The following is a 24,031-nucleotide window of genomic DNA, read 5'->3' as shown; positions in this document are numbered from 1 at the left end:
CATGGCCAGACATCACTACCGGTGCCCCCTTCGCTGGGCGGACATGGATGCCTTCGGGCACGTCAACAACGTCGTCTTCCTCCGCTATCTGGAGGAGGCGCGCATCGACTTCATGTTCCGTCTGGCGCCGGGGGAGGGCAGTGAGTCCTTCACGGGCGGATCCGTCGTGGCCCGCCACGAGATCGACTACAAGCTGCCCCTCGTGCACCGCCACGAGCCGGTGCTCATCGAGTCCTGGGTGACCCGGATAGGTGCCGCGTCCCTGACCATCCGCTACGAGGTCAAGGACGAGGCGACCGACGAGCGGCCCGAGACGGTCTACGTCCGCGCCGAGACCGTGGTCGTGCCCTACAACCTCGCCGAGGGGCGGCCCCGCCGCATCACGGCCGAGGAGAAGCTCTTCCTGGAGGAGTACCTCGACAAGCCCGAGGCCCCGAAGGGTTCCGAAGGGCGCGTCGCGGCATGAGTGAGCAGTTGCGCTTCGCCGATCCCGGGGAGGCGGCGGACCTCGCCGCCTTCCTGGGCCGGCTGGTGCACTACGACCGCGCCGCCGCGGTCCGCCTCCAGGCGGGCGGCGGCGCGCTCGCCGTCTTCGGGCGGCCGCCCTCCTTCGAGGTGCTGGCCGTCCGCTCGGTCCGGCTCGCCGCACCCCTCTCCGCGCCACTGGACCTGACCGTGTCCGCCGGTGAGCTGCTGGAGTACGTGGACGAGTCCTCCGCCACGGCCTCGGTGCCCGGGCCGGTCACCGGACCGCCCTGGACCGGGGTGCTCCCGCCCCGCGGCGGCTGGCGGCAGCTGGACGGGCTGCCCGGCCCCGAGGCGGTGCGGGCCGCCGTGGCGGCCGCCGTCGCCGAGTTCCGCACCCGGGACGCGGCCCTGCCCGCGCAGCACCGGACCCGGTCCGAGCGCGACCGCATCGGCCACGAGATCTGGTCCCGCCCCCTGGGTGACACCGAGCTGCCGATGCGCGCCGTGCACGCCGCGCAGGCGCTGGGCTTCCTGCGGGCGGTACGGGTTCCGGTCCCCGCCCCCGCGTCCGTCCCCGCCCCCGCGTCCGTTTCCGCCCCCGTGACCGCTTCCGGTTCGGGGCCGGCCCCCGGGCCCGCGACGGCCGCCCGCGTTCCCCCGCCCGCCCCGGTCGCGCTGCTCGCCGCCGGGAACTGGCTGCGGCTGCGGACCCCGTACGGCTCCGTCGCCCTGCGCCGCCCCGGCGGCGCCGGAGGTCTCGGCGGCCTGCAGGTACGGCCGCTCTAGCCGGTCCCGTAGGGAGTGCGCCTCAGCCGGCGGTGTTGATCATCGACGCGGCCGCGTACGTCAGGTACTTCCACAGCTGCGCCTCGTGCTCCGGCGCCAGCCCCAGCTCGTCCAGCGCGACCCGCATGTGCTTCAGCCAGGCGTCGTGCGCCGCCGCGTCCACCTGGAACGGCGCGTGCCGCATCCGCAGCCGCGGGTGCCCCCGGTGCTGGCTGTAGGTCGTCGGACCGCCCCAGTACTGCATCAGGAACAGGGCGAAACGCTCCTCGGCGGGCCCCAGATCCTCCTCCGGGTACATCGGGCGCAGCAGCGGGTCCTCCGCGACCCCCTGGTAGAAGCGCCGGACGAGACGGCGGAAGGTCTCCTCGCCGCCTACCTGCTCGTAAAAGGTCTGCTCCTGAAGCGTGCCCCGCGGAATCTCATTCACCCGACCATCGTCTCAGACGCCCGGACGGAGGACCTGGGTCCTAGGACCCCCGGCTGACCGGCCGCAGGATCCCCGAGCGGTCGCACGCCGGCGTCCCGCGCAGGACAGTGGAGGCATGGCCGCACACACCGCGGACCCCGGGGCCCGCGATCTGCGGGAGGCCGCGCACGCCGCCCAGGTCCGCGAGCTGACCGCCGCCGGAGCGCTGGACGATCCGCACTGGCGGGCGGCGTTCACCGCGGTGCCCCGGCACGTGTTCGTCCCCTACTTCTGGACGGGCCGGGGCGCGGGTCACGAACGCCTCTGGTCCGAGGATCCCGACCCCGGGCAGCGGGCCCGCTGGCTGCGCGGGGTCTACGCCGACGCCCCGCTCGCGACCCGGCTGCGCGACGGCGAGCTGCTCTCCTCCAGCAGCCAGCCCTCCCTGATGGCGAGGATGCTGGAGGCGCTCCGGGTGCGCGACGGGGACAACGTGCTGGAGATCGGCGCGGGCACCGGATACAACGCCGCCCTGCTCTGCCACCGGCTCGGCGAGGACCTCGTGACCACCGTGGACCTGGACGAGGAGATCACCGAGTCCGCGCGGGCCCATCTGGCCCGGCTCGGCTACCGGCCCGCCGTCGTCACCGGCGACGGGGCGCGCGGATGCCCCGCACGGGCGCCGTTCGACCGCATCATGGCGACCTGCACGCTCCCGCTGGTCCCGTACGCCTGGCTCGGCCAGTGCCGGCCGCAGGCGCGCATCCTGGCCCCGCTGTCGACCGGCCTGATCGCGCTCACGGTCCGCGACGCGGGCTTCGCCGAGGGAGGCTTCCTCCAGACCCCGGCCTACTTCGTCCCGCTGCGCGGCGCCACGGCGGCGCCGGCCGGGCGGCCCGGGGCCTCGTACGGGGACCCGTACGACCTGGTGGACAACGAGCGCTTCCAGTTCCTGCTGGTGCTGACCGCGGGGGTCCTGCACCCCCGCGAGGCCCTGGACCTCTGGCGCCGGGAGGACCGCCCGGCCCGCGAACGCTTCGGCGTCACGGTCACCGCGCAGGGCCAGTGGTCCTGGCTCGACGACCCCGGGGGCCCGTACGTATGGCCCCTGGGGTCGTCCGGCGGGTCCGGCGGGGGTGGGGCGGCCGTCTAGCCGCGGCGGACGGTGATCGTGGTCCAGGCGCCGACGTGGACGCGGTCCCCGTCCGCGAGCGGGACCGGGACGTAGGGCTGGATCGGCTCCTCGCCGCCGTTGATCGTGGTGCCGTTGGTGGAGTTCTGGTCCACCACCGCCCAGCTGAGGTCGGGCTGCTGGACCAGGACCGCGTGCTGGTGGGAGACGCCCGGGTCCTCCGGGGGCACCGACAGGTCGATGTCCGGGGACTCGCCCGTGGAGGCGCGGCGGCGGCCGATGGTGATCTGGCCGCCGGACAGCGGGAGGTGCTGCTCCGGGGAGTACGCGGGCAGGTTGAGCGCGGCCGCCTCCGGGCCGCTGCGCTGCATCATCGCCATGAAGTACGAGCGGTCCGGGCCGATCGTCGCCGACCAGGAGCCGCCGCCCTGGGGCGCGAAGGACTGCGGCGGGTGGGGCTGGTGCTGCTGGTACTGCGGCTGGTGCTGTTGCGGCGGGTACTCCTGGTACTCCTGCTGCGGGGGCTGCTGCTGGTATTGGTGTTGCTGCGGTGCCTGCTGGTACTCCTGCTGCGGCTCGTGCGCGGGTGGCGGGAGCAGCCAGTCGTCCTCGCGCTGGAGCGGCTCGGCCCCGCGGTTGACCCGGGAGGGCCGCGACCCCTGGTACTCGAAGGGGTCCTGGGAGTACGCGCCGGGATGCTGCGCGGGTGTCGGCGGCGGGAGGGGCGTGACGCCGGGACCGGGGGTGCTGCCCTGGGGGAGTCGGCCGCCCTGCGGACCCTGGCCCTGGCCGTGCGAGCCCTGGCCGTGCGCACCCTGGCCGTGCGCACCCTGGCCCTGCGGCCCCTGGTCCGGGGCGGCAGGCGGGGCGTACGAAGTCGGCGTACGCGTCAGGAAGTTGTACCGGCACTCCTCGCAGAACGGAGCCATGGCCTCGCGCGGGGTCCGGCACTGCGGGCAGAGCTCGGCCTGGGTGGTCGGCTCACCGGAGGTCGGGGGGTAGCCGTAGCCATAGGAGGGCGCGGCGGGTGCGCTCTCCCGGGCAGCCATGCGGTGGCCGCAGACCTCGCACCAGTCGTCGGAGGCGGACTGGTGCCCGTTCGGGCAGGTCGGCATGGCGGCGCTTCCCCCTTCTTCTCCCTGCGTCATCACGTCAGGTCTTCTCAGGTCTTCTTCACTCGGACGGTCTGGACCGACCGGGTTTCGAGAGTCATCTCGTCGGCGTCGGTGACCCTGGCTTTCAGCCGCACAGTACCCGCCACCGCATCCACGACATCCACCACCTTCGACAGAAGCTTCGCGGTGTCGGCGTTTCCGGACACGCTCGCCAGCTGCACCGCCCGGCCGAGCTTGGCCGTGGCGCCGTCGACGTCGCCCAGTTTGCGGGCTTCCAGGCCCTGCTGGATAGCCTGCGCGAGCTCCGCCTGCCCGGTGTAGTGGGCGACTTGGGGGTTGATGGCGGTCGACGCGGCCAGGTCGTCCGTCCACACCGCCCGGACCAGCCCCTGGGCCAGTACGGTCACCGGCTCGCCGGCCGTTCCCGGCAGGACGAGCGTGGCCCGGGCCGCGAGCATCTCCTGGCCGACGGAGGCGCTCGGGACGCGTACGCACACGTGGTACTCGCGGGACTCGTCGCCCCAGGAGCCCGTCGGGTAGTCGCCGGCCCGCGGGCCCGCCTCGGTGCGGCGGTCCGTCAGGTCCTGAACGGCGGGTGCGACCTGCTTGACGTACTGGATCTCCACGCCGACCGGGGTCCACAGGCGCAGCGCGACGTCCGCGACCTCCTTGCCCATGACGTTCTCCATCATGTGCGTGAAGTCCCCGGCGAGGTGCGCCGGGTCGGCCACGATGTCGGCCGAGCCGAGCAGCGCGCTCGCGATCTGGGTGACCTCCTTGACCTCCCAGTCGGTGCCCACCCCACGGGCGTCACAGGTGAAACGGCCCGCGCACGCGTCGAGGGTGGCGCGCAGCACGGCCGGTTCCTCGTGCTCGTTGCGGCCGTCGGTGAGCAGGATGCCGTGCCGGATGACGGCCGCGGACTGGCGCAGCAGGCCGTCCGCGAGGCGCAGCCAGGTGCCGATGGCGGTGCCGCCGCCCGAGCTCAGGCCGCGCAGCGCCTCCTTGGCCTCGGCGCGGGTCGCCGGCCCGGCGACGGCGAGGCGGCCCTGGCCCGGGTAGACCTCCTTGGCCACGTGGGTGCCGGCGATCACGGCGAAGGAGGTGCCGTCGCGCAGGGTGTCCACGGCGGCGGCCGTGGCCTCGCGGGCCCCGCGCATCTTCTCGGGCGGGTACTCCATCGAACCCGAGCAGTCGACCATGATCACGACGGCTGCCGTGCCCTGGAGGGACGACGCCCGGGTGGCCGTGGCCCCGCCGGTGGAGGTGGCCGTGACGATGGCGTGGACGTCCCGCCCGCCCTCGGGCAGGAACTCGTTCTGGTACACCTCCAGCGTGAAGCGCGGGGCGCTCGGCTTGGCGAAGTTCGCCATCGGTCGGTCTCCTAGAAGGCTCGGGCGGGCTGGTCAGCCCTGCGCGCGTGGTTCCGGTTCCGCTTCGGGGCCGGCCCCCGGTTCCGGTCGGGGCTCGGCCGGCGCCGCGAACGGCACGATGGCCACGGTGACGTTGTCGTGGCCACCGCCGTCCAGCGCGTGCCCCACCAGCACCTGAGCACTGTGCAGGGGACGGACGGCGGCGTCCGCGGGGAGCACCCGGGCCATGTCCCGGGCGGACTCCGCGTAGTTCCAGAGGCCGTCGGTGCAGACGACGACCACGCCGGGGTGGTCCGGCTTGAAGGTGGCGGTGTGCGGTTCGAGGTCGTACATGTCGGCGCCGAGCCAGCCGGTGATGGCGTGGGCACGCACGTCGGCGTGTGCCTCGGCCTCGCCCATCAGTCCGGCCGCCACCATCTGGGCCGCCCAGGAGTCGTCCTCGGTGAGGCGGCGGGGCAGGGCGGCCCGGTCGTCCGGCACCCAGTACGCGCGGCTGTCGCCCACCCAGCCGATGGTCAGCAGCCCGCTGCTGACGACCGCGCCGACCAGGGTGCAGGCGGGGGCGTTCTGCGCGCCCGGGGTCTCCGGGGCCAGCGCGTTCACCGCGGTGGCGGCGGCCAGGATCGCCTCGTGCATGGCCTCCTGGGGGTGCGCGCCGCGGGGCAGCGCGTCGAGCAGGGCCTCGTTCGCGGCGGCGGCGGCGGCCGCCGACGCCTCGTCGGGGCGGCTCGCGGAGGAGACGCCGTCGCAGACGATGGCCACGGTGGCCGCGGAACCGTCGGGCAGGGCGGTGGCCGCCACGGCGAACGAGTCCTCGTTGCGGTGGTGGCGCAGCCCCCGGTCACTGACGGCGGCGACGCTGCCGAGCTCCTCCTCCTGGTGGTCCCGCTCCCGGGGCTGGGCGTGCCCGCAGTGCTCGCAGTAGCCGTCGGTGTCCACGTGTCCCGCCCGGCAGGCGACGCAGGTCTTCCCGCCGGCGGGCGTCCCCTCGGGCGGCGTGCCGTTGCCGCCCTGGCCGCCGCCCTGCGGGGCGCCGTACGGGTCCCCGTGGTCCGGGGCGGTCCCCTGCGGCGCGGCGTACGAGCCCTCGTGCCCGGAGGTCGCACCCTGCGGGGTGGCCCGGGGGCCGTCGTACCGGTGGTGTTCCCCGACCGGCGCCGGGCCGGCGCCGGTCTCCGGGCCGGAGTCCCCGGAGTCCCCGGGCGGTCTCCCGGGGTGGTCGTACCGGGCGGCGGGTGCCGGTGCCGCCGCGGGGGGCGGGGGCGGGGTGCCGTACGCCGGCTCGCCGCCGGTCCCGTACGGGGCGCCCGGGTCCGGCGGGGCGACGGTCCAGTCGGCGGGGTCGCCGGCCAGGGTCGGCGCGGCCGAGGCCACGCTGCCCCAGCCGGGGGCCGGTTCGGCCGCGTCGTAGCCGTCGCCGGCCGGCGACGGGGCGGGCGCGGGAGCCCCGGCCGGCGACGGCGGGAGCGGGATGGTCGGGTGGTCCGCGGCCGGAGCCGGGGGAGGGGCGGTGACGGCGTAGCCGCAGACGCCGCAGAAGCGGTCACCGTCCTCCAGGGGTTCCGCGCAGCCAGGGCAGCCCGACAGCCGATGCATCGACATCAATCACACCCACGTCCGGGGACGGAAACGGTTTGCCCGCTCCACCAGTTCGATCCTCTCCTCGCCCCGCTGTGCCAGCCGGGCGAGGACGCGGTACGAGCGCTCCAGTCCGAAGCGCAGTCCGCGCTCGTCGAGTTGACTGCCGAGCAGCGAGGTCCGGCCGGGGTCGGAACCCCGGCTACCCGACAGTACCCAGTCCAGGGCCGAGCCCAGAACCTCGGTCGTCAGCCGCTCGTGGCGCTCGGGGTCCAGCCCGAACCGCCGCAGCGCCTCCACCTGGTCGGAGGCGGCCCGCAGATCCGCCAGCAGCGGTTCCAGCGGCGACCGGTCGCGCAGACGTGCGCGTACGGCCGCCACCCGCGCGGCGGTGTAGTGGATGGACGCCTCCGGCACGGACTCCAGCGTGCGCACGGCCCCGTCCCGGTCTCCGGCGGCCAGCTGGACCCGGGCCAGCCCGAAGGCCGCGCTCACGAACCCCGGGTCGGTGATCCAGACCAGCCGGTAGTACTCGGCGGCGTTGTCCAGCTGCCCGAGGACCTCCGCGCACAGCCCGAGGGCGAGCTTCGGCGCGGGTTCGCCCGGGAAGGCGTCGTAGATCGCGTCGAAGGACAGGGCCGCTATCTCGTCGTCACCGGCGGCCAGCGAGGCGATGCCGCGCGCCCACACCACCCGCCAGTCGTCCGGGTGCCGTTCCTCCAGCTCCGCCAGGGTGTTCCCGGCGAAGGACAGTTCGCCCAGCTCCAGCCGGGCCCGCAGCTCGCGCAGCCGCAGCTCGGCCGAGTCGGCGGGCGCCGAGCCCAGCGCGCCCAGCAGGTCGGCGGGGGCGGAGGCGAGCAGAGCGGCCAGGAAACCGGCGTTGGGGTCGGCCGGGTCGACCAGCGGCACCGGCAGGGCCAGCGCCGTGCCCCGCGCGTCGAGCCGTGCCAGGCCCGCCGCCCGGGACTGCGCGAACACCGCCGGGGCGGGTCCGGGGCCGGACGCGGGCGGCGCCGCGTGCCGCGGAGCGGAGGCCGCGGCGGCCGGTGCCTGCCGGGGCGCGGGCACGGCGCCGCCGGTCACGTGCGTGGCGGTGGTCCCGAGCCCGGGCACCGGCGCGCCGGTCCCGTACGCGGCCCCCGCGCCGCCGGGCGGAGCGACGCCCGCCGGCGGGTACGGCCGGGATCCGGCCGGTGCGGCCGCACCCGCCGGGCCGGGGGGCGCGACGGCGCCGGGCGCGGCGGCGTACGGGACGGCCCCGGACCCGCCGGGTACGACCGGTCCGATGCCGCCGGACCCGCCGGCGCCGGCTTCCGCGACACCGCTCCCCGCGACACCGCTTTCCGTGACACCGCTTCCCGCGGCGCCCGTTCCCCCGGCGCCGCGGCCGAACGGGCCGCGCCGCCGGGCGGCCGCCGCACGTACGCCCAGGCGCGAGACCTCCAGGCCCGCCTCGTTCGCGAACAGCCGGGTGTCCGGCACTCGCAGTTCCGGGCCGAACAGCGTCGACAGCTGCGGCCGCGGCCGGCCCGTCTGGAGCGCGACCACCTCCCGCAGCACGCCCGTCAGCTGGTCCGCCATCTCCTGCGCGGACGCGAACCGCCGCCCCGGATCGGGGTCGGTGGCCCGGACGAGCAGCCGGTAGAAGGACTCGTACCTCCCGAACACCTCGATGTGCTCGGGATCCGGCAGCGAGTCCACGAACACGTTGGTGTAGCCCTGGAAGTCGAAGGTCAGGACGGCCAGCGTCCGCGCCACCGTGTACAGGTCGGAGGCGACCGACGGGCCCAGCTCGGCGACCTCCGGCGCCTGGTAGCCGACGGTTCCGTAGATGGCCGACTCGTCGTCGTCCATCCGCCGGACCGCGCCCATGTCGATCAGCTTCAGCTGGTCCTGCTGCTGGATCGCGTTGTCGACCTTGAAGTCGCAGTACAGGAGGTTCCGGCTGTGCAGGTGGCCGAGGGCCTCCAGCGCCTCGATCCCGTACGCGCACGCCTGCTCCACCGGCAGCGGATCGCGCCGCCCGTCCGGCCGGCGCCGCTCGTTGGCGATCTCCTTCAGCGACTTGCCGCCCACGTACTCCATGACGATGTACCCGTCCAGCGAACCGGTCCGCTGGTCGAGGTGCTCCACGAAGTTGTAGATCCGCACGATGTTGGAGTGCTCGATCTCCGCGAGGAAGCGCCGCTCGGAGATCGCGGCCTCCATCGCGTCCTGGTCCCCGGTGTCGAGCAGGCCCTTGAGCACCACCCACCGGTTCGAGACCGCGCGGTCGACGGCCAGGTAGACCCAGCCGAGCCCGCCGTGCGCCAGGCAGCCCGCCACCTCGTACTGGCCGTGCACCACGTCGCCCGCGCGCAGCTTGGGGACGAAGGAGTACGGGTGCCCGCACTTGGTGCAGAACCCTTCCGTCCGGCCCTGCCGCTCGCCCCGGGAACGCCCCACCGGAGCACCGCAGTCCGAGCGTGAGCAGAACCGCTTGCGCTCCGGCACCTCCGGGTTCTCCAGGACCGCCGCCGAGGGGTCAGGACGCGGCACCTCCGGCATGGTCACCAGTCCGGCGCCGAGCCGGCCGCGCCCCGAGGACGAGGGCGCCGAACCCGAGCTGCGGACCGATACCGACCGGGTGGACGCGCTGCCGGACAGCGCCCGGGACAGCCGTCCCGAAACGGAGCGCCGGGACTGCGACGAACGGGACGAGCGCGAGGACCGCGCCGACCCGGACGACCGCGCCGAGCCGTGGGAGCCCTGCGAGCCCGCCGAGCCCCGGGACCCGCCGGAGCCCAGCGAGCCCTTCGCCGCGCTGGTCATCCCCGTCGGCGGCGAGACGAGCTCCTCCGCCCCCGCGGAGACCGCGCCGACCGGCGCCAGCCCGCAGGTGTCGCAGTACAGCTCGCCGCCGCCCATGTCCTCGTAGGTCCCCGGGCAGCCGGGGCGAACGCAGGTGGTTCCGGTCAGGCTCATGCGTCCTCCTTCCCCGGCCCGGCGGGCCAGTGGTGATCCGGCAGGGGTTGCTGATGCCCCGGAGACTCCTCAGGCCCCGGAGACTGCTGGTGTTCTGAAGTCTGTTGTGGCGCCAGTGACTCGGCCGTCGCCTGCTGGTAGCGCAGGACCGCCATCTCGGCGGCCCGCAGGTCGCATGGCGCGCTCCACAGCATCCGGCGGGCCGTGTCGTACCGCTCGATCAGCACCGGGTCCTCCGCCATTCCGTGCCGGGCCACCTTCGCCTTGTACGCGTCGAGGCGCCCGCGCAGCTCGGCCCGGACCGCCAGGGGGGCCGTCACCGCCGTCAGCGACTCACGGGCCCGGCGCAGTTCCTCCTCGGCCCGCTCCTCCAGCGACTCCAGCAGCGGCGAGAGCCGGTGCCACCGGGACCGGCGCCGGTGTTCGGCCGCGGCCGCGAGCTGCTCCTGGAGCGCCGTGGGCGGACCGCTCACCGCGGGCACCTCGGACGCGGCGATCTTCGCGAGCACCTCGCCGCGCGCGGTCCGCGCCTCGGCGAGGGTCCGGTCCGCCCGTGACAGCACGTCCCGCAGGCTGATCAGCCGCCGCTCGGAGTCCTGCCGTACGTCCAGCACGGCCTCGACCTCCCGGCGTACGTCCTCCAGTGCGAGCGCCGCGCGGTCGTAGCGCCCGGTGTCGGGCCGGCCGCCGCCGGGCGCGGAACTCCCCGTGACCGGCGTCCAGAACGCCAGCGGGTCCTCGATCACCCGCGCCCGCAGCCCGGCCAGCTCGGCCGTGATGTCCTCCAGGTCGTCACCGGAGGGGTGCTCGCCCGGCCGCACGCCCACCGAGTGGGCCAGCGAGCGGGTGCGGTGCAGCTCGGCGGCGAGGAGGTCGATGCGGGCGGGCAGCGCCGACCACACCGCGTCGGCGGCCACCACCACGTCGAGCGAGCGCGCGTACAGCCCGTTCATCCGGGCCACCAGCTCGGCCAGGGAGAACCGCTCCGCCAGCGCGGAACCCTCCACCGCGGCCCCCGCGATCAGCACCCCGGGCCCGCGCAGCCGCTCGGTCAGCTCGGACAGTTCCTCGCGGTTCGGCCAGCGGCGCCGCTCGCGGATCTCCCGGGCGGCGGCCAGGGCCCCGCTGTAGGCGTCGAAGTACCTCCACAGCCGGGTGATGTCCGCGTCGGCGGCCGCCCAGCGCTCCGCCGTGAGCCCGGTCAGCGCGGCTCCCTCCAGCAGCCGGCGGCCGGCGTGGTCCTGGAGGGCGAGCAGCGAGGTCTCCACGGCCTCGTGCTCCGCGGCCAGCCGGGCCAGCGCGCGGTCGACGTCGTCCCGGTCCATCACCGCCGATCCCGCCTCCCCCGACTCCGCGCCGCCCGACCGCGCCCGCTGCCGTGACTCCGATCCCGACTCCGACTCCGCCACCGGCCTCAGCCGTCCCGGTACTTGGGCTCGGGCGGTCCGCCCACGTTGGGCAGCACGGCCCTGAGGTGCACCCCGTACGAGGTCATCCACGGGCTGCCGGCGCCGCCCGCGCGGTAGTCCTCCAGCACCTTGTTGACCCGCCGGACGAGGTCGGAGGCGTCCTTGTTCATCGCCACGCCGTAGAACTCGCGGGTGAAGGGCGAGCCGACCAGCTGCACCGAGGGGTCCTGCGCGGCCTGGCCGGCCGCGAGCGCGTTGTCGGTGACGATGCCGTCGACCTCGCCCAGCTGGAGCCGCACCAGGCAGTCCAGCTGGTTGGGCACGGTGACCGGCACCGAGCCGTACGACTGGGCCGTCAGCGTCGCCTCCGCCGTGGAACCGGCCGCGAAGCAGATCCGCTTGTCCTTCAGCGAGGTGTCGTAGCCGGTGATCGGCGACCCCTTGGGAGCCAGCACCTGCTGTCCGGCCTCGAAGTAGGCCGTCGAGAAGGCGACGTCCTCCAGCCGCTTGCAGTTGATCGTCATGGTCCGCACGACGACGTCGACGCGCCCCTCCTGGAGCGCCGGGACGCGCTGGCTCGTGGGGATGGCCCGGTATATGACCGCGTCCGGGTCACCGAGGATGTCCTTGGCGATGGCCCTGACCAGGTCGATGTCGAAGCCGTCGAGGACACCGCCGCGGGACTGGTTGAGGTAGCCCCAGCGAAAACTGTTCTGGTCCACGCCCGCCACCAGCTTGCCCGCCGCCTTGATCCGGGCGATGGTCGCCCCGTCCACGGCGGACGGTCGCAGGCTCGCCTCCGGGTTCTGGCAGGTGTCCGCCGGTGCGGCCGGGGCCACCGCCGGGGAGGCGGGCCCGCGCACCGCGGCCTGGCGGCCGCTGTCCGGGGCCGCCTGGGCCAGCGGGAGCAGCACGGCAGCGGCCGTCACCGCGCAGGCGGCGGCCATCGCGCTGACCCCGCCCCAGCCGCGCAGGCGCCGGGCGGCCCGCCGGACACCGCCGGCCCCGTCCGGTTCCGCCGGGACACCGGGGCCGCCGCCGGATCCGTTCGCCCCGGAGGCCCGTTCCGCTCGCATCCGCATCGCTCTCACCTGTACTCCGAAAGCCTGCGCCCGACACCGAGCAGCGCCGCCGCCGCGCCGAGGGCCGCCAGGGCCGCCGCGCCCGTCATCAAACCGCCCAGGGCGCCGAGCCCGTCCCGGGCCGCCCGGGTGAACTCCCGCTGCTCGTGGGCCACCGCCTCCGCCAGAGAGGCGTCCACCGTGTCGAAGGCGGCGCCGCTGCTCTCCTTGCGGGTGCCGCTCCCGACGACCTGGTCCCGGGCGGCGGCGTAGTCCCCCTTGAGGTCCGACTCCCTGGCCGCCGTGTGCCGCGCCTTCCACTGCGCCACGCCGTCCGCGGCCCGGCTCAGGGGACCCCGGCCCGCGTCGTCGTCGGCCAGCCGCAGGGCGGCCGCCAGTCCGGTGTCCAGCTGCTTCATGTTGTGCGTGAAGTCCACGTCGTACTTGTCGGACTTCTTGTCCTCGGCCAGTACGGCGCCGCGCGCGATCAGCGTCAGGTTCTCGCCGGCCCGTGCCTGGAGGGAGGCGATCCGCGCGTCGTTGAGGACCTTCAGCGACTCCTGCCCGTCCGCCCGCGCCTGGCTCAGGTCCGACCGGGCCACCGTGTGCCCCACGACCAGCCACAGCAGGACCACCAGCGAGGCCGCCGTCGCGGTGACCAGCCCGTGGTTGAAGACCCGGTTCGTGCGCCGGTAGTTGCGCCGCTGCACCCACAGCAGGGCGGCGAGCGCGAGCAGGCCGGTGCCGATCGAGGCCAGCGGCCAGGACCGGGCCTCGTCGTGGTCCGTGTAGAGCCGCCCGGTCTCCGCCTCGTAGAGCCGCTGGGCGGCGGGCAGCAGCTGGGTGGTCATCTGCTCGTTGGCGTAGCGGAGATAGGCGCCGCCCAGCGGCAGGCCCTGCCGGTTCGTGGCGCGGGCCTGCTCGATCAGCCCGGTGTAGCGCGGCAGCCCCTCGCTCAGCAGGGAGATCTGCGTACGGGACTCCTCGTCGACCCGGGTGTTGGCGGCCGCGCTCACCAGCAGCCTGGAGGCGTTGGCGATGTCCTTCTCGTAGCGCCCGCGGACCTCGCGCGGCTCCTGGCCGCCCGCGAGGAAACCGTTGGAGGAGGTCGTGTCGGCGTCCGCGAGGGAGCGGTAGATGCTGGCCGCGTCCGCGCTCAGCGGCTGGCTGCGGCCCACGACGTCCTCGGCGGCCCCGACCCGGCCGGACATCTCCCAGACGCTCACCGTGCCGAACAGCACGATCAGGGCGGCCACGGCGGCGCCGATGATCCGCAGCCGGCCGGGCTCGGTCGTCGCTGCCGCGCGCAGCCGCTCCACGCCCTCGGCCCATGCGGTGCCCCGCCCCGGCGGCCCGCCGGGCGGCCCGCCGGGACCGCCCGGCGGCGCGGGCGCGCGTGTCGTGATGGCCACCGTGCTCCCCCTCGGTCTGTGCTCCCCCGGATCGGGCCGGGAGCCTGCGCAGCAGTATGGACGTAGCGACGGCCGGCCACAGCACCGGTGGTCGATCTTGGGCGATACGTCCCCGGGGCGTCCCCTTCGCCCCTTGACCGTCAAAACGTCCCTACGACCGCCACGGTTCCAGACAGGCGGCCCGTTCGGGCGGGTTCACCCGAAACGGGCGCGGAGTTTGCTGTGGGCGAAGGGCGCGGACCCGAGCGCGTCCAGTCCCAGCAGCGCGGCCCCGAGCACCGGGGGCGCCGTGACCACCGCGATCCGGGCGCGCGGGGCGCGTTCGGCGAGGCCCGCGGCGATCCGGTCGTTCAACTGCGGGTGGCGGGCGGCCAGCACGCTGCCGCCGAGGACCACGGGCACCTCCTCGTCCAGCAGGTCCAGCCGGCGCAGTGCCACCGTCGCCATGGTCACCACCTCGTCGGCCTGCCGGTGCACCAGGGCCAGCGCCACCGGATCGCCGGCCGCCGCCACCGCGAACAGCAGCGGGGTCAGCTCGTGCCGCCGCTCGGCGGGGACGCGGCCCAGGTGCAGTTCCTCGACCAGCGCGTACATGGAGGCGAGGCCGAAGTGCGCGGGCAGCGCCCGGGCCAGTTCGGTCGGCTCGCCGCGCCCGTCCTCGGCCCGGGCCGCGAACCACAGGGCCTCCTCGGCCAGGCCGCCCCCGCCGCCCCAGTCGCCGGAGATCCGGCCGACCGCGGGGAAGCGCGCGGTCCGCCCGTCCGGTGTCGTCCCGACGCAGTTGATGCCGGCGCCGCACACCACCGCGACGCCGAGCGGCTCGGCGCCCGGCGGCAGTCCGGCGCGCAGCAGCGCGAAGGTGTCGTTGTGCACCGCCGTCACGCGGCCCCAGCCGCGGCGGCGGATCTCGTGGCCCAGTTCCCGTTCCTCCACCGGGAAGTCCGCGTTCGCCAGACAGGCCGACACGTACTCGGCGCACGGCCCGCCACCGCCCTCCCCGCGGTGGTCCAGCCCGACGGAGGCCATCGCCTCGGCCAGCACGTCGACGGCCGCGGCCACGCCCGTCAGGAACGGCTGGAAGCCCCCGGCCTGCCCGGTGGCCGTCACCGAGCCGTCCGGGGCGATCAGGGCCACGTCCGTCTTGCTGTTGCCCGCGTCGATCGCCAGCACCGCGGGGAGGGTCACAGCCATGCCAGGTGCTCCTTGTTGTGCGCGAGGAGGCGGTCGGTCAGCGCCTCGGCCCGGTCGAACTGGCCGACCAGCGGGTGCGCCAGCAGTGCCGTGAAGACCCGCTCGCGGCCGCCGCGCACGGCCGCGTCCAGCGCGAGGTCCTCGTACGCCGTCACGTGCGCGACGAGCCCGGCGTACAGGGGGTCCAGCCGGGGCGCGGCCAGTGGTACCGGGCCGGAGCGGTCCACCCGGGCCTGCACTTCGACGACCGCGTCGTCGGGGAGGAACGGCAGGGTGCCGTTGTTGCGGGTGTTGACCACCTGCACGCCGGGCCCGCCGTCGCCCAGCAGGGAGGCCGCCAGGTCCACGGCCGCCTCCGAGTAGAAGGCGCCGCCCCGCTTGGCCAGCAGTGCGGGCTTCTCGTCCAGGGCGGGGTCGCCGTACAGGGCGAGCAGTTCGCGCTCCATCGCGGCGACCTCGGCGGCCCGCGAGGGCTTGGAGCCGAGCTCCCGGACGACCTCGTCGTGCGCGTAGAAGTACCGCAGGTAGTACGAGGGCACCACGCCGAGCCGGTCCAGTACGGCGCGCGGCAGGTGCAGGTCCCCGGCGATGGCGTCCGCGTGGTCGGCCAGCAGCCGCGGCAGCAGGTCCTCGCCCTCCGGGCCGCCCCGGCGGACGCCCAGCTCCCAGGTGAGGTGGTTGAGCCCGACGTGGTCCAGGTGGATGTCGGCGGGCGCGAGGTCGAGCAGGGCCGCGAACTTGCGCTGGAAGCCGATGGCGACGTTGCACAGTCCGACGGCCTTGTGCCCGGCCCGCAGCAGGGCCCGGGTGACGATCCCGACCGGGTTGGTGAAGTCGATGATCCAGGCGTCCGGGCTGGCCCGGCGCACCCGTTCGGCGATGTCGAGGACCACGGGGACGGTGCGCAGGGCCTTCGCGAGGCCGCCCGCGCCGGTGGTCTCCTGGCCGACGCAGCCGCACTCCAGCGGCCAGGTCTCGTCCTGGAGCCGGGCGGCCTGGCCGCCGACGCGCAGCTGGATCAGCACCGCGTCGGCGCCCTCGACCCCGGCGTCGAGGTCGGAGGTGGTGGTGATCCGCCCGGGGTGGCCCTGCCGGGCGAAGATCCGCCGGGCCAGGCCGCCGATCAGCTCCAGCCGCTCCGCGGCGGGGTCGATCAGGACCAGCTCGGAGACCGGCAGGGTGTCGCGCAGCCGGGCGAATCCGTCGATCAGCTCGGGGGTGTAGGTGGAACCGCCGCCCACCACTGCGAGTTTCATGGTCATCAGCCTTTCACTCCGGTCAGGGTGACGCCCTCGACGAACGCCTTCTGGGCGAAGAAGAAGAGGACGATCACCGGTGCCATGACCAGTACGGTCGCGGCCATGGTCAGGTTCCAGTTGGTGTGGTGGGCGCCCTTGAAGGACTCCAGCCCGTAGCTGAGGGTCCAGGCGGCCGGGTTGTCCGAGGCGTAGATCTGCGGGCCGAAGTAGTCGTTCCAGGCGTAGAAGAACTGGAACAGGGCGACGGCCGCGATGCCGGGCCTGGCCATCGGCAGGACGACGCGCAGCAGGGTGCGCAGCTCGCCGCAGCCGTCGACGCGGGCCGCGTCGAGGTACTCGTCGGGGATGGTCAGCAGGAACTGGCGGAGCAGGAAGATGGAGAAGGCGTCGCCGAAGGCCATCGGGATGATCAGCGGCCACAGGCTGCCCGTCAGCCCGAGCTGTTTCGCCCAGAAGAGGTACATGGGGATGACGACCACCTGCGGCGGCAGCATCATCATGGCGATCACGAGCATCAGCGACAGGCGTCGCGCGCGGAAGCGGAACTTGGCGAGCGCGTAGGCCACGGGCACCGAGGAGACCACGGTCAGCAGGGTGCCGAGTCCGGCGTACAGCAGGGTGTTGCGCCACCAGGTCAGGAAGCCCGGGGTGTTCCACACCGCGGCGTAGTTGCCCCATTCCCAGCTGTCGGGCCACAGGTCGCGGGTCAGGGCCTGCCGGTCGCCCATGAGGGAGGTCAGCAGGAGGAAGACGAACGGGAGGACGAAGAACAGGGCGGCGGCCACGCCGAGGGAGTGCACCCCGACCCAGTGGAGTGCGGCCTTGCGGCTGTGCGGGCTCACTCACCGGCTCCGATCAGTCCGCCACGGCGGCGCATGAGGAGCGCGGTGAAGGCCATGGAGAGGGCGAACAGGACCAGCGCGATGACGCAGGCGGTGCCGTAGTCGAAGCGCTGGAACCCGAGGTTGTAGACGAGCTGGGGCAGGGTCAGGGTGGACTTGTCGGGGTAGCCGGGCTCGAACTGCTGGCCCGAGCCGCCGATCACCCCGGCCGCCACCTTCCCGGCCACGAGCGGCTGGGTGTAGTACTGCATGGCCTGGATGACCCCCGTGACGACCGCGAACAGGACGATCGGGGAGATGTTCGGCAGGGTGATGTGGCGCAAGCGCGCCCAGGCGCCGGCGCCGTCCAGTTCGGCGGCCTCGTACTGCTCCTTCGGCACGTCGAGCAGGGCGGCCATGAAGATGACCATCAGGTCGCCGATGCCCCACAGGGCGAGGGCGGTGAGCGCGGGTTTGGACCAGCCCGGGTCGGTGAACCAGCCCGGGGTGGGCAGTCCCACCGCGTCCAGCAGGGTGTTGACGGGTCCGGTACCGGGGTTGAGCAGGAAGACGAAGGCCAGCGTGGCGGCGACCGGCGGGGCCAGGTAGGGCAGGTAGAAGAGGGTCCGGAAGATCCCGGTGCCGGTCTTGATCTTCGTGATGAGCAGGCCGATGCCGAGGCCGAAGGCGACGCGGCAGCCGACCATGACCACGACGAGCCACAGGGTGTTGCGCATCGCCGGCCAGAAGGCGGGGGAGTCGGTGAAGACGTACGACCAATTGTCGAGCCCGTTGAAGACGGGCTGCCGGAAGCCGTCGTACTTGGTGAAGGAGAAGTACACGGTGGACAGGAGCGGGTAGGCGAAGAACACCGCGAACCCGATCAGCCAGGGGGACATGAAGGCCGCGGTCCGCAGCGCGGACCTCCGGCTCCGGGCCCGCGCGGCGCGTGCCGCGCGGGCGGCGCCGGCGGCCGCGTCGTCCGCGGTGTCGCGCGCGGCCTGGCGGGGGGCCCCGTCCGGGGCGTCGGGGGCCGCGCTGGGTGCGGCGGCGTGGGTCATCGGGCTACTTCGCCTTCGCGATGTCCGTGTCGATCTGCTGGTCGACCTTGGCGAGGCCGGCCGTGATGTCGGCGACGGCGCCCTTCTCGACCCCGTACGCGAAGTCCTCGAAGGTCAGCTGGTAGGTGCCGCCGTCCGCCTGGGCCGGCGTGGTGCTGGACTTCGGGTGCCGCGCGATGTCGACGAAGGTCTTGAACTCCGGGGTCAGCTGCAGCGCGGGCGACTCCAGGGCCGCCAGCGTGGACGGCACGTTGTGGATGGCGTTGGCGAAGGCCACCACCGCCTCGGTGTCGGTGGTCATGTACTTCACCAGCTCCCAGGCGGCGTTCTGCTTCGTGCCGGCCGAGGCGATGCCCATGATCGTGCCGGACAGGTATCCCTTGCCGTAGTCGGCCGCCTGGTCGTCGGGCACGGGCAGCGGCGCGGTGCCGATCTCGAAGCCGACCCCCGCCTCCTTGGCCATCGCGGCCCGCCACTCGCCGTCGATCTGCATGGCGACCTGGCCCCGGTGGAAGGGGTGTTCGGCGCTCCACTCGTCGCCGAAGGTGGTGCGGAACCGCTCCAGCTTCTCGTAGCCGCCGAGCTTCTCGACCAGGTCCTTCTGCGCGGTGAGCATCTTCGCGAAGGCGGGGTCCTTGGCCAGGCCGGCCTTGCCGTCGGCGTCGAAGTACCGGGCGCCCCACTGGGCGGCGAGGCGGGTCGGCTTGGTCTCGTACCCGTGGAAGGTGGGCATCAGCCCGACCTGCTCGTAGGAGTCCCCCTTGGGCTTGGTCAGCTTCTGGGCGACCTCGGTGAACTGGCTCCAGGTCTTCGGGGGTTCGGTGATGCCGGCGGCGGCGAAGGCGGTCTTGTTGTAGACCAGCCCGTACGCGTCGTTCAGCAGCGGCAGCGTGCACTGGTTGCCGTTGAACTGGGTGTACTCCAGCAGGGTCTTGGGGAAGACCTTCGTCTTGTCGATCCCGGACTTCTCCAGGAAGGGGTTCAGGTCGGCGAAGGCGCGGGAGTTGCAGAACGTGCCGACGCTGTCGGTGGTGAAGGAGGAGACCACGTCGGGGGCGCCGTCCCCGCCCGCCCGCAGGGCCTGGTTGACCTTGTCGTCGGTCATGTTGCCGGTGATCTTGACCTTGATGTTCGGGTGGGCCTTCTCGAACCGCGCGATGTTCTCCTCGATCGCCTTGACCTCGCTCGGCGCGGACCAGCCGTGCCAGAAGGAGAGGGTGACGTCCTTCGTCGGGTCGTCGGCGGCCGCGTTCCCGCTCTGGCCCGTACAGGCGGTGGCGAGTACGGATATCGCGGCGAGGAGGGTGGCCGCGGTGATCAGGCGTCCGGTTCTGGGCATGGCGGTGCTCGCTCTCTACGGGAGGAACTTCCGGGAGGGGTGCCAGGGGAGGTGCGGGGGAGGGCTTCCGGAGCCCCGGGGTCGCCGGGGCTCCGGGGCTCCGGCCGGGGCCGCCGGCCGGAGCCGCCGGTCGCCGGCCGGCCCCGTCAGCGGGAGGTGTCGAAGACCGCGTCGCGGGTGGCGGCGAGCGCGCTCTCCAGCGCGCCGTACAGCACCGGCCGTTCGCGCACCTGGCCGGTGACCAGGCGGGGGCGGGAGGGGGCCAGTTCGGCGAGCTCGGCCTCCAGCAGGCCGCGCAGCGGTTCACCGCCCGCGGCGATCACCGCCCCGGACAGCACCACGATCTCCGGGTCCAGTACGGCGACCAGCGAGGCCAGACCGGTGGCCAGACCGGTGGCGTACGCCTGGAGGAAGGCCAGGTACGGCCCTTCGGGCGCGGCAGCGGCCCGCGCGAGCAGCGCGACGGCGGCGGCGACCCCCGGGGCGTACGGGCCGTCGTCGGCGGCCGCTCCGCCGGCCGCCGGTCCGGGCGGGACCTCGACGCCGAGCTCCGCGGCCAGCCGGGGCAGCGTCTGGAACCCGGCCAGTTCCTGGAAGCCGCCGGAGTTGGCCCGGGTGACCTGGCGGACCAGGGGATGGCCGGGCACGGGCAGGAAGCCGACCTCGCCCGCGCCGCCGGTCCAGCCGCGGTGCAGCCGGCCGCCGAGCACGAGGGCGGCGCCAAGCCCCTCCTCGTTCCACAGCAGGACGAAGTCCTCGTGGCCGCGGGCCGCGCCGAGGTGCTGCTCGGCGACGGCGGCGAGGTTGACGTCGTTCTCGTACTCGACGGGCATCGGCAGGGCCGCCGCCAGGTCGTCGAGCAGGGTGGGGGAGTGCCAGCCGGGGAGGTGGCTGGCGTACCGGAGCCGGCCGGTCTGCGGGTCGAAGGCGCCGGGGGTGGCGATGACGACCCGGTGCAGGTCGCAGCGGTGCAGACCGGCGGCCTTGACGGCGCCGCCGAGGGCCTCGCAGACCTGGCCGACGGCCCCGGCGCCCGCGGCGTAGGGGACCTCGTGGATGCCGACCACCGTGCCGGTGAGGTCGGCGACGGCCGCCAGCACGCGCGCCGGGGTGACGTCCAGGCCGCCCACGTACGCCGCCCGGGGGTTGACGGCGTACAGCTGGGCGCTGGGTCCGGGGCGGCCGCCGTCGGTTCCGGTGGCGACGACGAGCCCGGCGGCCTCCAGACGGGCCAGCAGCTGCGAGGCGGTGGGCTTGGACAGGCCGGTCAGGTGACCGATCCGGGTCCGCGAGAGCGGGCCGTGGGCCAGCAGGAGTTCGAGGGCGGCCCGGTCGTTCATGGCGCGCAGGAGGCTGGGCGTTCCGGGCGTGGCGGCGGGCATGTCGCGGTCTCTCCCTCACCGAGATGAACTGTTAGGTAAGTTTCCTATCGTGGTTCGACCCGTGTCAATGCCGCCGCCCCGCAGGAAAAATCCTGCGGGGCGGCGGAGGCGGGACCGGAGAGACCCGGCGGGGGTCCCCGGGCGGCGGGCTACTTGGTGATCCTCGGGGCGCCGGGCGCGCTCTGCGGCGGTATCGGGGCGGTGGCCAGCGACTGCGGGGACGTCGGGTTCGCCAGCGCCGAGGGCGCGGCGACCGCGGCGGACGGGTCGGCCGGGGCGTCCTCCTCGTCCCCGTCCGGCAGACCGCCGACGATGCGGATGCCCGCCGCGTCGAAGCTCTCCTTGATCCGCCAGCGCAGCTCGCGCTCCACCGCGAACTGCTGGCCCGGCATGGTCTTGGCCGACACCTTCACCGTCATCGACGCGAGCAGCACCTCGTCCAGGCCCAGTACCTCCACCGGACCCCACAGGCGCTCGTCCCACGGCGATTCCTTCGCCAGCCCGTCGGCGACCTCCTGGACCACCTCGCGGATCCGCGGCAGGTGCTCCGTCGGCTTGACCTGGACGTCGACCGTCGCGGTCGCCCAGCCCTGGCTGAGGTTGCCGATCCGCTTTATCTCGCCGTTGCGCACGTACCAGATCTCGCCGTTGTCCCCGCGCAGCTTGGTCACCCGCAGGCCGACCTCGATGACCTCGCCGGAGGCCACGCCCGCGTCGATCTTGTCCCCGACGCCGTACTGGTCCTCCAGGATCATGAACACGCCGGAGAGGAAGTCCGTGACCAGGTTCCGGGCGCCGAAACCGATCGCGACACCGGCCACACCGGCGCTCGCCAGCAGCGGCCCCAGGTTGATGTCGAGTGCCCCGAGCACCATCAGCCCGGCCGTGCCGAGGATCAGGAACGAGGCCACCGAACGCAGCACCGAGCCGATCGCCTCGGACCGCTGGCGGCGCCGCTCGGCATTGACCAGCAGCCCGCCCAGGGCCATGCCCTCCATGGCCTCGGCGCCGCGGTTCATCCGCGTGATGAGCTTGGTCAGCGACTTGCGGACCACCGACCGCAACGCCCCCGCGATCACGATGATCAGCAGGATTTTCAGGCCCAGGTACAGCCAGTCGGCCCAGTTCTCCTCGATGAAGCTCGCGGCCTCGGTGACGCTCTCGTGCGTCTCCTTGAGTGTCGTGGACGCGTCCGGGGTGTCGGCTGCGAGCGGCAGCAGGGCGGCGGGCCAGGGCACGGCGGGAACCTCCAGGTATCGCGGCCTGCCCGCCGGGGGTCCCTCCCCGAACTGCGTCCGGGGCGGGTGTGCGGGCAGACCAACCACCCTAACGGGGCATGACCCGCGCCCCCGTCCCGTGTCCGGGGGAGAGACCAGGCTCACCCGGGGAAGAGCGGGGGTGTGGTTGAAAACACCCCGGACCCGTTACTGGTGCGTGGTGGCGCTTCGACCAGCCATAAGGAGAGACTGGAGAGCAGATCGTCCCGGCGCGAGCCACGCGCCGCCGGCGTACAAGGAGGCAGTCCGTGCCGCACGTCCTGGTCCTCAATGCGTCGTACGAGCCGCTCGGCGTCGTACCGCTCCGCCGCGCGCTCGTCCTCGTCCTGGAGAACAAAGCGGTCTCCCTGGAAGAATCCGGCGCCTTTCTGCACAGCGCGACGCGAGCCCTCCCCGCTCCCAGCGTGGTCCGGCTCAAGCGCTTCGTCCGTGTGCCCTACCGGGGCCCCGTCCCTCTCACCCGGCGCGCGCTGTTCGCCCGCGACGGGGGCCGCTGCATGTACTGCGGGGCCGTCGCCACCAGCGTCGACCACGTCATCCCGCGCAGCCGGGGCGGCCAGCACGCCTGGGACAACGTCGTCGCCGCGTGCCGCCGCTGCAACCACGTCAAGGCCGACCGGCACCTGCTGGAGCTCGGCTGGCGGCTGCGCCACCAGCCGGCCCCGCCGTCGGGCCTGGCCTGGCGGATCATCGGCACCGGCCACCGGGACCCCCGGTGGATGCCGTACCTCCAGCCGTACGGGGCCGAGGACGCCCTCGAACGCATCGGCATCGGCATCGGGGTCGCGGCGTCGTAGCCGCTCCCCGGGCGCGGAGGGCCGCGCCGCTCAGGGCTGGACCGCGTAAGCCTCCGCCGACCAGAGGCTGCACCCGAACCGCGTCGCCCGGGTGTCGCACGTGACGCGCAGGAAGCGGGTGTCCGGCGCGTCCAGGCGCAGCGACTCGGCGCCGCCGCGCGAGTCCGTCACGGCCGCGGCCGGCCGCCAGGTGACGCCGTCCGCGGAGGTCTCGACCCGGTAGGACGCGGGGTGGGCGTCCTGCCAGAGCAGCTCCACCCGGCCCACCCGGGCCGGGGCCGCCAGCTCCGCCCGCCACCACGCGCCGTCCACCGCTGGCGAGGACCAGCGGGTGGCCGGGGAGCCGTCCAAGGCCGCCGCCGCGGGGAAGTCCGGGGTCTCGTCGGCCGAGGAGCCCGCCCGCGCGCCGCGCAGCAGGTCCGGGCCGCCGGTGCGGACCACGGCCCGTACGGTCAGGGTCCGGGTCTCCCCGCCGAAGGTCACCGGGACCCGGTGGCTCCCGGGCGGGGCCGTGGCCGCCACGACGACCTCCAGCGGTATCGACGCCCGGCCGCCGCGCGGGGCCACCGCCTGCTGCGGGAGGCGCACCTCGACGCCCGCCGGGGGCCGCGCCGCGAGCGCGCCGCGGACCTCGCCCGCTCCCAGGGCGGACAGCTCGGCCATGACCCGGCGTGGGGCGCCGCCGATCTCCACGTCCACCGCCCCGCCCTCACCCAGCTCGAAGCCGGCCTGCGGGCCGTCCCCGAGCCAGGGGACCACCCGGTGCACCGCCGGGGCCGCCCCGGCCCAGGACAGGCGTACCGCGTCGGCGCGCAGGCCCGCCGTGTCCACCTGGGTCCAGCCCGAGGACGCCGCGTCGCCGACCTTGCGCCAGCCCTCGCCCGGTACGTGGGCCTCCACCGCCGCGCCCCGCAGGCCCGCCGGCAGCGGGTCCGTCATCACCGTCACCGCCGCGACCGGGCGCGTGCCGTCCAGCCGCACCGTCCAGGCGCCCGGATCCTTCGTGACGGTGCCCGTCGGGCGGACCGCGCCCGTCCAGGCGTCCGCCTCCGCCGCCGCCCTCTGGAGGAACGGGTCCAGCACGGCCCCGTCCACCGCGGCCGGGCCCGGCCGCTCCAGGCCCCCGCGGGCCGCCCCCCCCGCCCGGGCGGCAGGGCCGGCGGGCCCCCCCCCGCCCCCCGCCAGCCCCTCCCCCCGCCC

Annotated in this window: 21 protein-coding genes; 5 read left to right on the top strand and 16 right to left on the bottom strand. The window is 74.5% G+C overall.

Features of this window, described 5'->3' with window-relative positions:
* Window position 1 precedes the first annotated feature (1 nt).
* Window positions 2–466: an acyl-CoA thioesterase gene (locus ABT106_RS16620; protein WP_351277499.1), complete on the top strand. Its 465-nt coding sequence runs from the start codon at window positions 2–4 to the stop codon at window positions 464–466.
* A complete protein-coding gene (locus ABT106_RS16615; RefSeq protein ID WP_351277497.1) occupies window positions 463–1,254 on the top strand; it encodes a DUF8010 domain-containing protein in 792 nt (263 codons plus the stop codon). The genes ABT106_RS16620 and ABT106_RS16615 overlap by 4 nt, the downstream gene beginning before the upstream one ends.
* A 22-nt stretch (window positions 1,255–1,276) precedes the next feature.
* On the opposite strand, the gene ABT106_RS16610 is transcribed toward ABT106_RS16615, so the two are convergent.
* Complete coding sequence (locus ABT106_RS16610) at window positions 1,277–1,681, bottom strand: globin (protein ID WP_351277494.1); 405 nt, start codon at window positions 1,679–1,681, stop codon at window positions 1,277–1,279.
* 115 nt (window positions 1,682–1,796) lie between these two features.
* On the opposite strand from ABT106_RS16610, the gene ABT106_RS16605 reads away from it, so the two are divergent.
* Window positions 1,797–2,813 (top strand): methyltransferase domain-containing protein, encoded by a 1,017-nt coding sequence (locus ABT106_RS16605; RefSeq protein WP_351277492.1) that lies wholly within the window; start codon window positions 1,797–1,799, stop codon window positions 2,811–2,813.
* Here the strand turns inward: ABT106_RS16605 and ABT106_RS16600 are convergent.
* Genes ABT106_RS16600 through ABT106_RS16585 form a run of 4 tightly spaced genes read right to left on the bottom strand, consistent with a single transcriptional unit; the run spans window position 2,810 to window position 9,405 of the window.
* Window positions 2,810–3,940 carry an FHA domain-containing protein gene (locus ABT106_RS16600; RefSeq protein WP_502979395.1) on the bottom strand — a complete coding sequence of 377 codons (1,131 nt, stop codon included), beginning with the start codon at window positions 3,938–3,940 and terminating at the stop codon, window positions 2,810–2,812. The genes ABT106_RS16605 and ABT106_RS16600 overlap by 4 nt on opposite strands.
* Before the next feature lie 14 nt (window positions 3,941–3,954).
* On the bottom strand, window positions 3,955–5,280 hold the full coding sequence (locus tag ABT106_RS16595) for a vWA domain-containing protein (protein ID WP_351277489.1): 1,326 nt from the start codon (window positions 5,278–5,280) through the stop codon (window positions 3,955–3,957).
* Between the two features lie 33 nt (window positions 5,281–5,313).
* Window positions 5,314–6,882 carry a PP2C family protein-serine/threonine phosphatase gene (locus tag ABT106_RS16590; protein ID WP_351277487.1) on the bottom strand — a complete coding sequence of 523 codons (1,569 nt, stop codon included), beginning with the start codon at window positions 6,880–6,882 and terminating at the stop codon, window positions 5,314–5,316.
* 3 nt (window positions 6,883–6,885) lie between these two features.
* Window positions 6,886–9,405, bottom strand: a complete 2,520-nt coding sequence (locus tag ABT106_RS16585; protein ID WP_502979394.1) for a serine/threonine-protein kinase — start codon at window positions 9,403–9,405, stop codon at window positions 6,886–6,888.
* On the opposite strand from ABT106_RS16585, the gene ABT106_RS32150 reads away from it, so the two are divergent.
* A complete protein-coding gene (locus tag ABT106_RS32150) occupies window positions 9,404–9,775 on the top strand; it encodes a hypothetical protein (RefSeq protein WP_502979393.1) in 372 nt (123 codons plus the stop codon). The two genes, ABT106_RS16585 and ABT106_RS32150, sit on opposite strands and share 2 nt — an antisense overlap.
* A gap of 43 nt (window positions 9,776–9,818) precedes the next feature.
* On the opposite strand, the gene ABT106_RS16580 is transcribed toward ABT106_RS32150, so the two are convergent.
* From ABT106_RS16580 to ABT106_RS16535, 10 genes are all read right to left on the bottom strand, one after another.
* Window positions 9,819–11,147 carry a coiled-coil domain-containing protein gene (locus ABT106_RS16580; RefSeq protein ID WP_351277484.1) on the bottom strand — a complete coding sequence of 443 codons (1,329 nt, stop codon included), beginning with the start codon at window positions 11,145–11,147 and terminating at the stop codon, window positions 9,819–9,821.
* Window positions 11,148–11,236: 89 nt separating this feature from the next.
* Entirely contained in the window at window positions 11,237–12,178 is a 942-nt protein-coding gene (locus ABT106_RS16575; protein WP_351277526.1) for a glutamate ABC transporter substrate-binding protein, read from the bottom strand.
* A 140-nt stretch (window positions 12,179–12,318) separates the two neighbouring features.
* The gene (locus tag ABT106_RS16570; protein WP_502979396.1) at window positions 12,319–13,698 is read right to left on the bottom strand and encodes a GlnX family signal transduction membrane protein; all 1,380 of its coding nucleotides are present in this window, start codon (window positions 13,696–13,698) and stop codon (window positions 12,319–12,321) included.
* 201 nt (window positions 13,699–13,899) lie between these two features.
* Window positions 13,900–14,895: an N-acetylglucosamine kinase gene (locus ABT106_RS16565; RefSeq protein WP_351277482.1), complete on the bottom strand. Its 996-nt coding sequence runs from the start codon at window positions 14,893–14,895 to the stop codon at window positions 13,900–13,902.
* Complete coding sequence (locus ABT106_RS16560) at window positions 14,886–16,151, bottom strand: 6-phospho-beta-glucosidase (protein WP_351277481.1); 1,266 nt, start codon at window positions 16,149–16,151, stop codon at window positions 14,886–14,888. Before ABT106_RS16560 ends, ABT106_RS16565 begins: the two co-directional genes overlap by 10 nt.
* A gap of 5 nt (window positions 16,152–16,156) precedes the next feature.
* Window positions 16,157–16,996, bottom strand: a complete 840-nt coding sequence (locus ABT106_RS16555) for a carbohydrate ABC transporter permease (protein WP_351277478.1) — start codon at window positions 16,994–16,996, stop codon at window positions 16,157–16,159.
* A complete protein-coding gene (locus ABT106_RS16550) occupies window positions 16,993–17,874 on the bottom strand; it encodes a carbohydrate ABC transporter permease (RefSeq protein WP_351277521.1) in 882 nt (293 codons plus the stop codon). The genes ABT106_RS16555 and ABT106_RS16550 overlap by 4 nt, the downstream gene beginning before the upstream one ends.
* Window positions 17,875–18,040: 166 nt before the next feature.
* Window positions 18,041–19,375: an ABC transporter substrate-binding protein gene (locus ABT106_RS16545; protein ID WP_351277477.1), complete on the bottom strand. Its 1,335-nt coding sequence runs from the start codon at window positions 19,373–19,375 to the stop codon at window positions 18,041–18,043.
* A gap of 146 nt (window positions 19,376–19,521) precedes the next feature.
* On the bottom strand, window positions 19,522–20,757 hold the full coding sequence (locus ABT106_RS16540; protein WP_351277475.1) for an ROK family transcriptional regulator: 1,236 nt from the start codon (window positions 20,755–20,757) through the stop codon (window positions 19,522–19,524).
* A gap of 149 nt (window positions 20,758–20,906) precedes the next feature.
* Window positions 20,907–21,995, bottom strand: coding sequence for a mechanosensitive ion channel family protein (locus tag ABT106_RS16535; protein WP_351277473.1), 1,089 nt, complete (start codon window positions 21,993–21,995; stop codon window positions 20,907–20,909).
* 287 nt (window positions 21,996–22,282) lie between these two features.
* On the opposite strand from ABT106_RS16535, the gene ABT106_RS16530 reads away from it, so the two are divergent.
* Entirely contained in the window at window positions 22,283–22,831 is a 549-nt protein-coding gene (locus ABT106_RS16530) for an HNH endonuclease (RefSeq protein WP_351277471.1), read from the top strand.
* 30 nt (window positions 22,832–22,861) lie between these two features.
* On the opposite strand, the gene ABT106_RS16525 is transcribed toward ABT106_RS16530, so the two are convergent.
* The coding region (locus tag ABT106_RS16525) for a discoidin domain-containing protein (RefSeq protein WP_351277469.1) at window positions 22,862–24,031 on the bottom strand (1,170 nt) is incomplete at its 5' end.

Origin of the sequence: Streptomyces sp. NPDC002044 (genome assembly GCF_040296725.1) — a bacterium.
In the GTDB taxonomy this organism is placed as follows: domain Bacteria; phylum Actinomycetota; class Actinomycetes; order Streptomycetales; family Streptomycetaceae; genus Streptomyces; species Streptomyces antarcticus.
This window is presented reverse-complemented; position numbering and strand designations above follow the sequence as displayed.

What these genes read in the sequence shown, in the direction of transcription:
- ABT106_RS16620 (WP_351277499.1), top strand. Translation starts at nt 2, where the DNA reads ATGGCCAGACATCACTACCGGTGCCCCCTTCGCTGGGCGGACATGGAT.
- ABT106_RS16615 (WP_351277497.1), top strand. Translation starts at nt 463, where the DNA reads ATGAGTGAGCAGTTGCGCTTCGCCGATCCCGGGGAGGCGGCGGACCTC.
- ABT106_RS16605 (WP_351277492.1), top strand. Translation starts at nt 1,797, where the DNA reads ATGGCCGCACACACCGCGGACCCCGGGGCCCGCGATCTGCGGGAGGCC.
- ABT106_RS16600 (WP_502979395.1), bottom strand. Translation starts at nt 3,940, where the DNA reads ATGACGCAGGGAGAAGAAGGGGGAAGCGCCGCCATGCCGACCTGCCCG.
- ABT106_RS16595 (WP_351277489.1), bottom strand. Translation starts at nt 5,280, where the DNA reads ATGGCGAACTTCGCCAAGCCGAGCGCCCCGCGCTTCACGCTGGAGGTG.
- ABT106_RS16590 (WP_351277487.1), bottom strand. Translation starts at nt 6,882, where the DNA reads ATGTCGATGCATCGGCTGTCGGGCTGCCCTGGCTGCGCGGAACCCCTG.
- ABT106_RS32150 (WP_502979393.1), top strand. Translation starts at nt 9,404, where the DNA reads ATGGTCACCAGTCCGGCGCCGAGCCGGCCGCGCCCCGAGGACGAGGGC.
- ABT106_RS16585 (WP_502979394.1), bottom strand. Translation starts at nt 9,405, where the DNA reads ATGCCGGAGGTGCCGCGTCCTGACCCCTCGGCGGCGGTCCTGGAGAAC.
- ABT106_RS16580 (WP_351277484.1), bottom strand. Translation starts at nt 11,147, where the DNA reads ATGGACCGGGACGACGTCGACCGCGCGCTGGCCCGGCTGGCCGCGGAG.
- ABT106_RS16575 (WP_351277526.1), bottom strand. Translation starts at nt 12,178, where the DNA reads ATGGCCGCCGCCTGCGCGGTGACGGCCGCTGCCGTGCTGCTCCCGCTG.
- ABT106_RS16565 (WP_351277482.1), bottom strand. Translation starts at nt 14,895, where the DNA reads ATGGCTGTGACCCTCCCCGCGGTGCTGGCGATCGACGCGGGCAACAGC.
- ABT106_RS16560 (WP_351277481.1), bottom strand. Translation starts at nt 16,151, where the DNA reads ATGAAACTCGCAGTGGTGGGCGGCGGTTCCACCTACACCCCCGAGCTG.
- ABT106_RS16550 (WP_351277521.1), bottom strand. Translation starts at nt 17,874, where the DNA reads ATGTCCCCCTGGCTGATCGGGTTCGCGGTGTTCTTCGCCTACCCGCTC.
- ABT106_RS16545 (WP_351277477.1), bottom strand. Translation starts at nt 19,375, where the DNA reads ATGCCCAGAACCGGACGCCTGATCACCGCGGCCACCCTCCTCGCCGCG.
- ABT106_RS16540 (WP_351277475.1), bottom strand. Translation starts at nt 20,757, where the DNA reads ATGCCCGCCGCCACGCCCGGAACGCCCAGCCTCCTGCGCGCCATGAAC.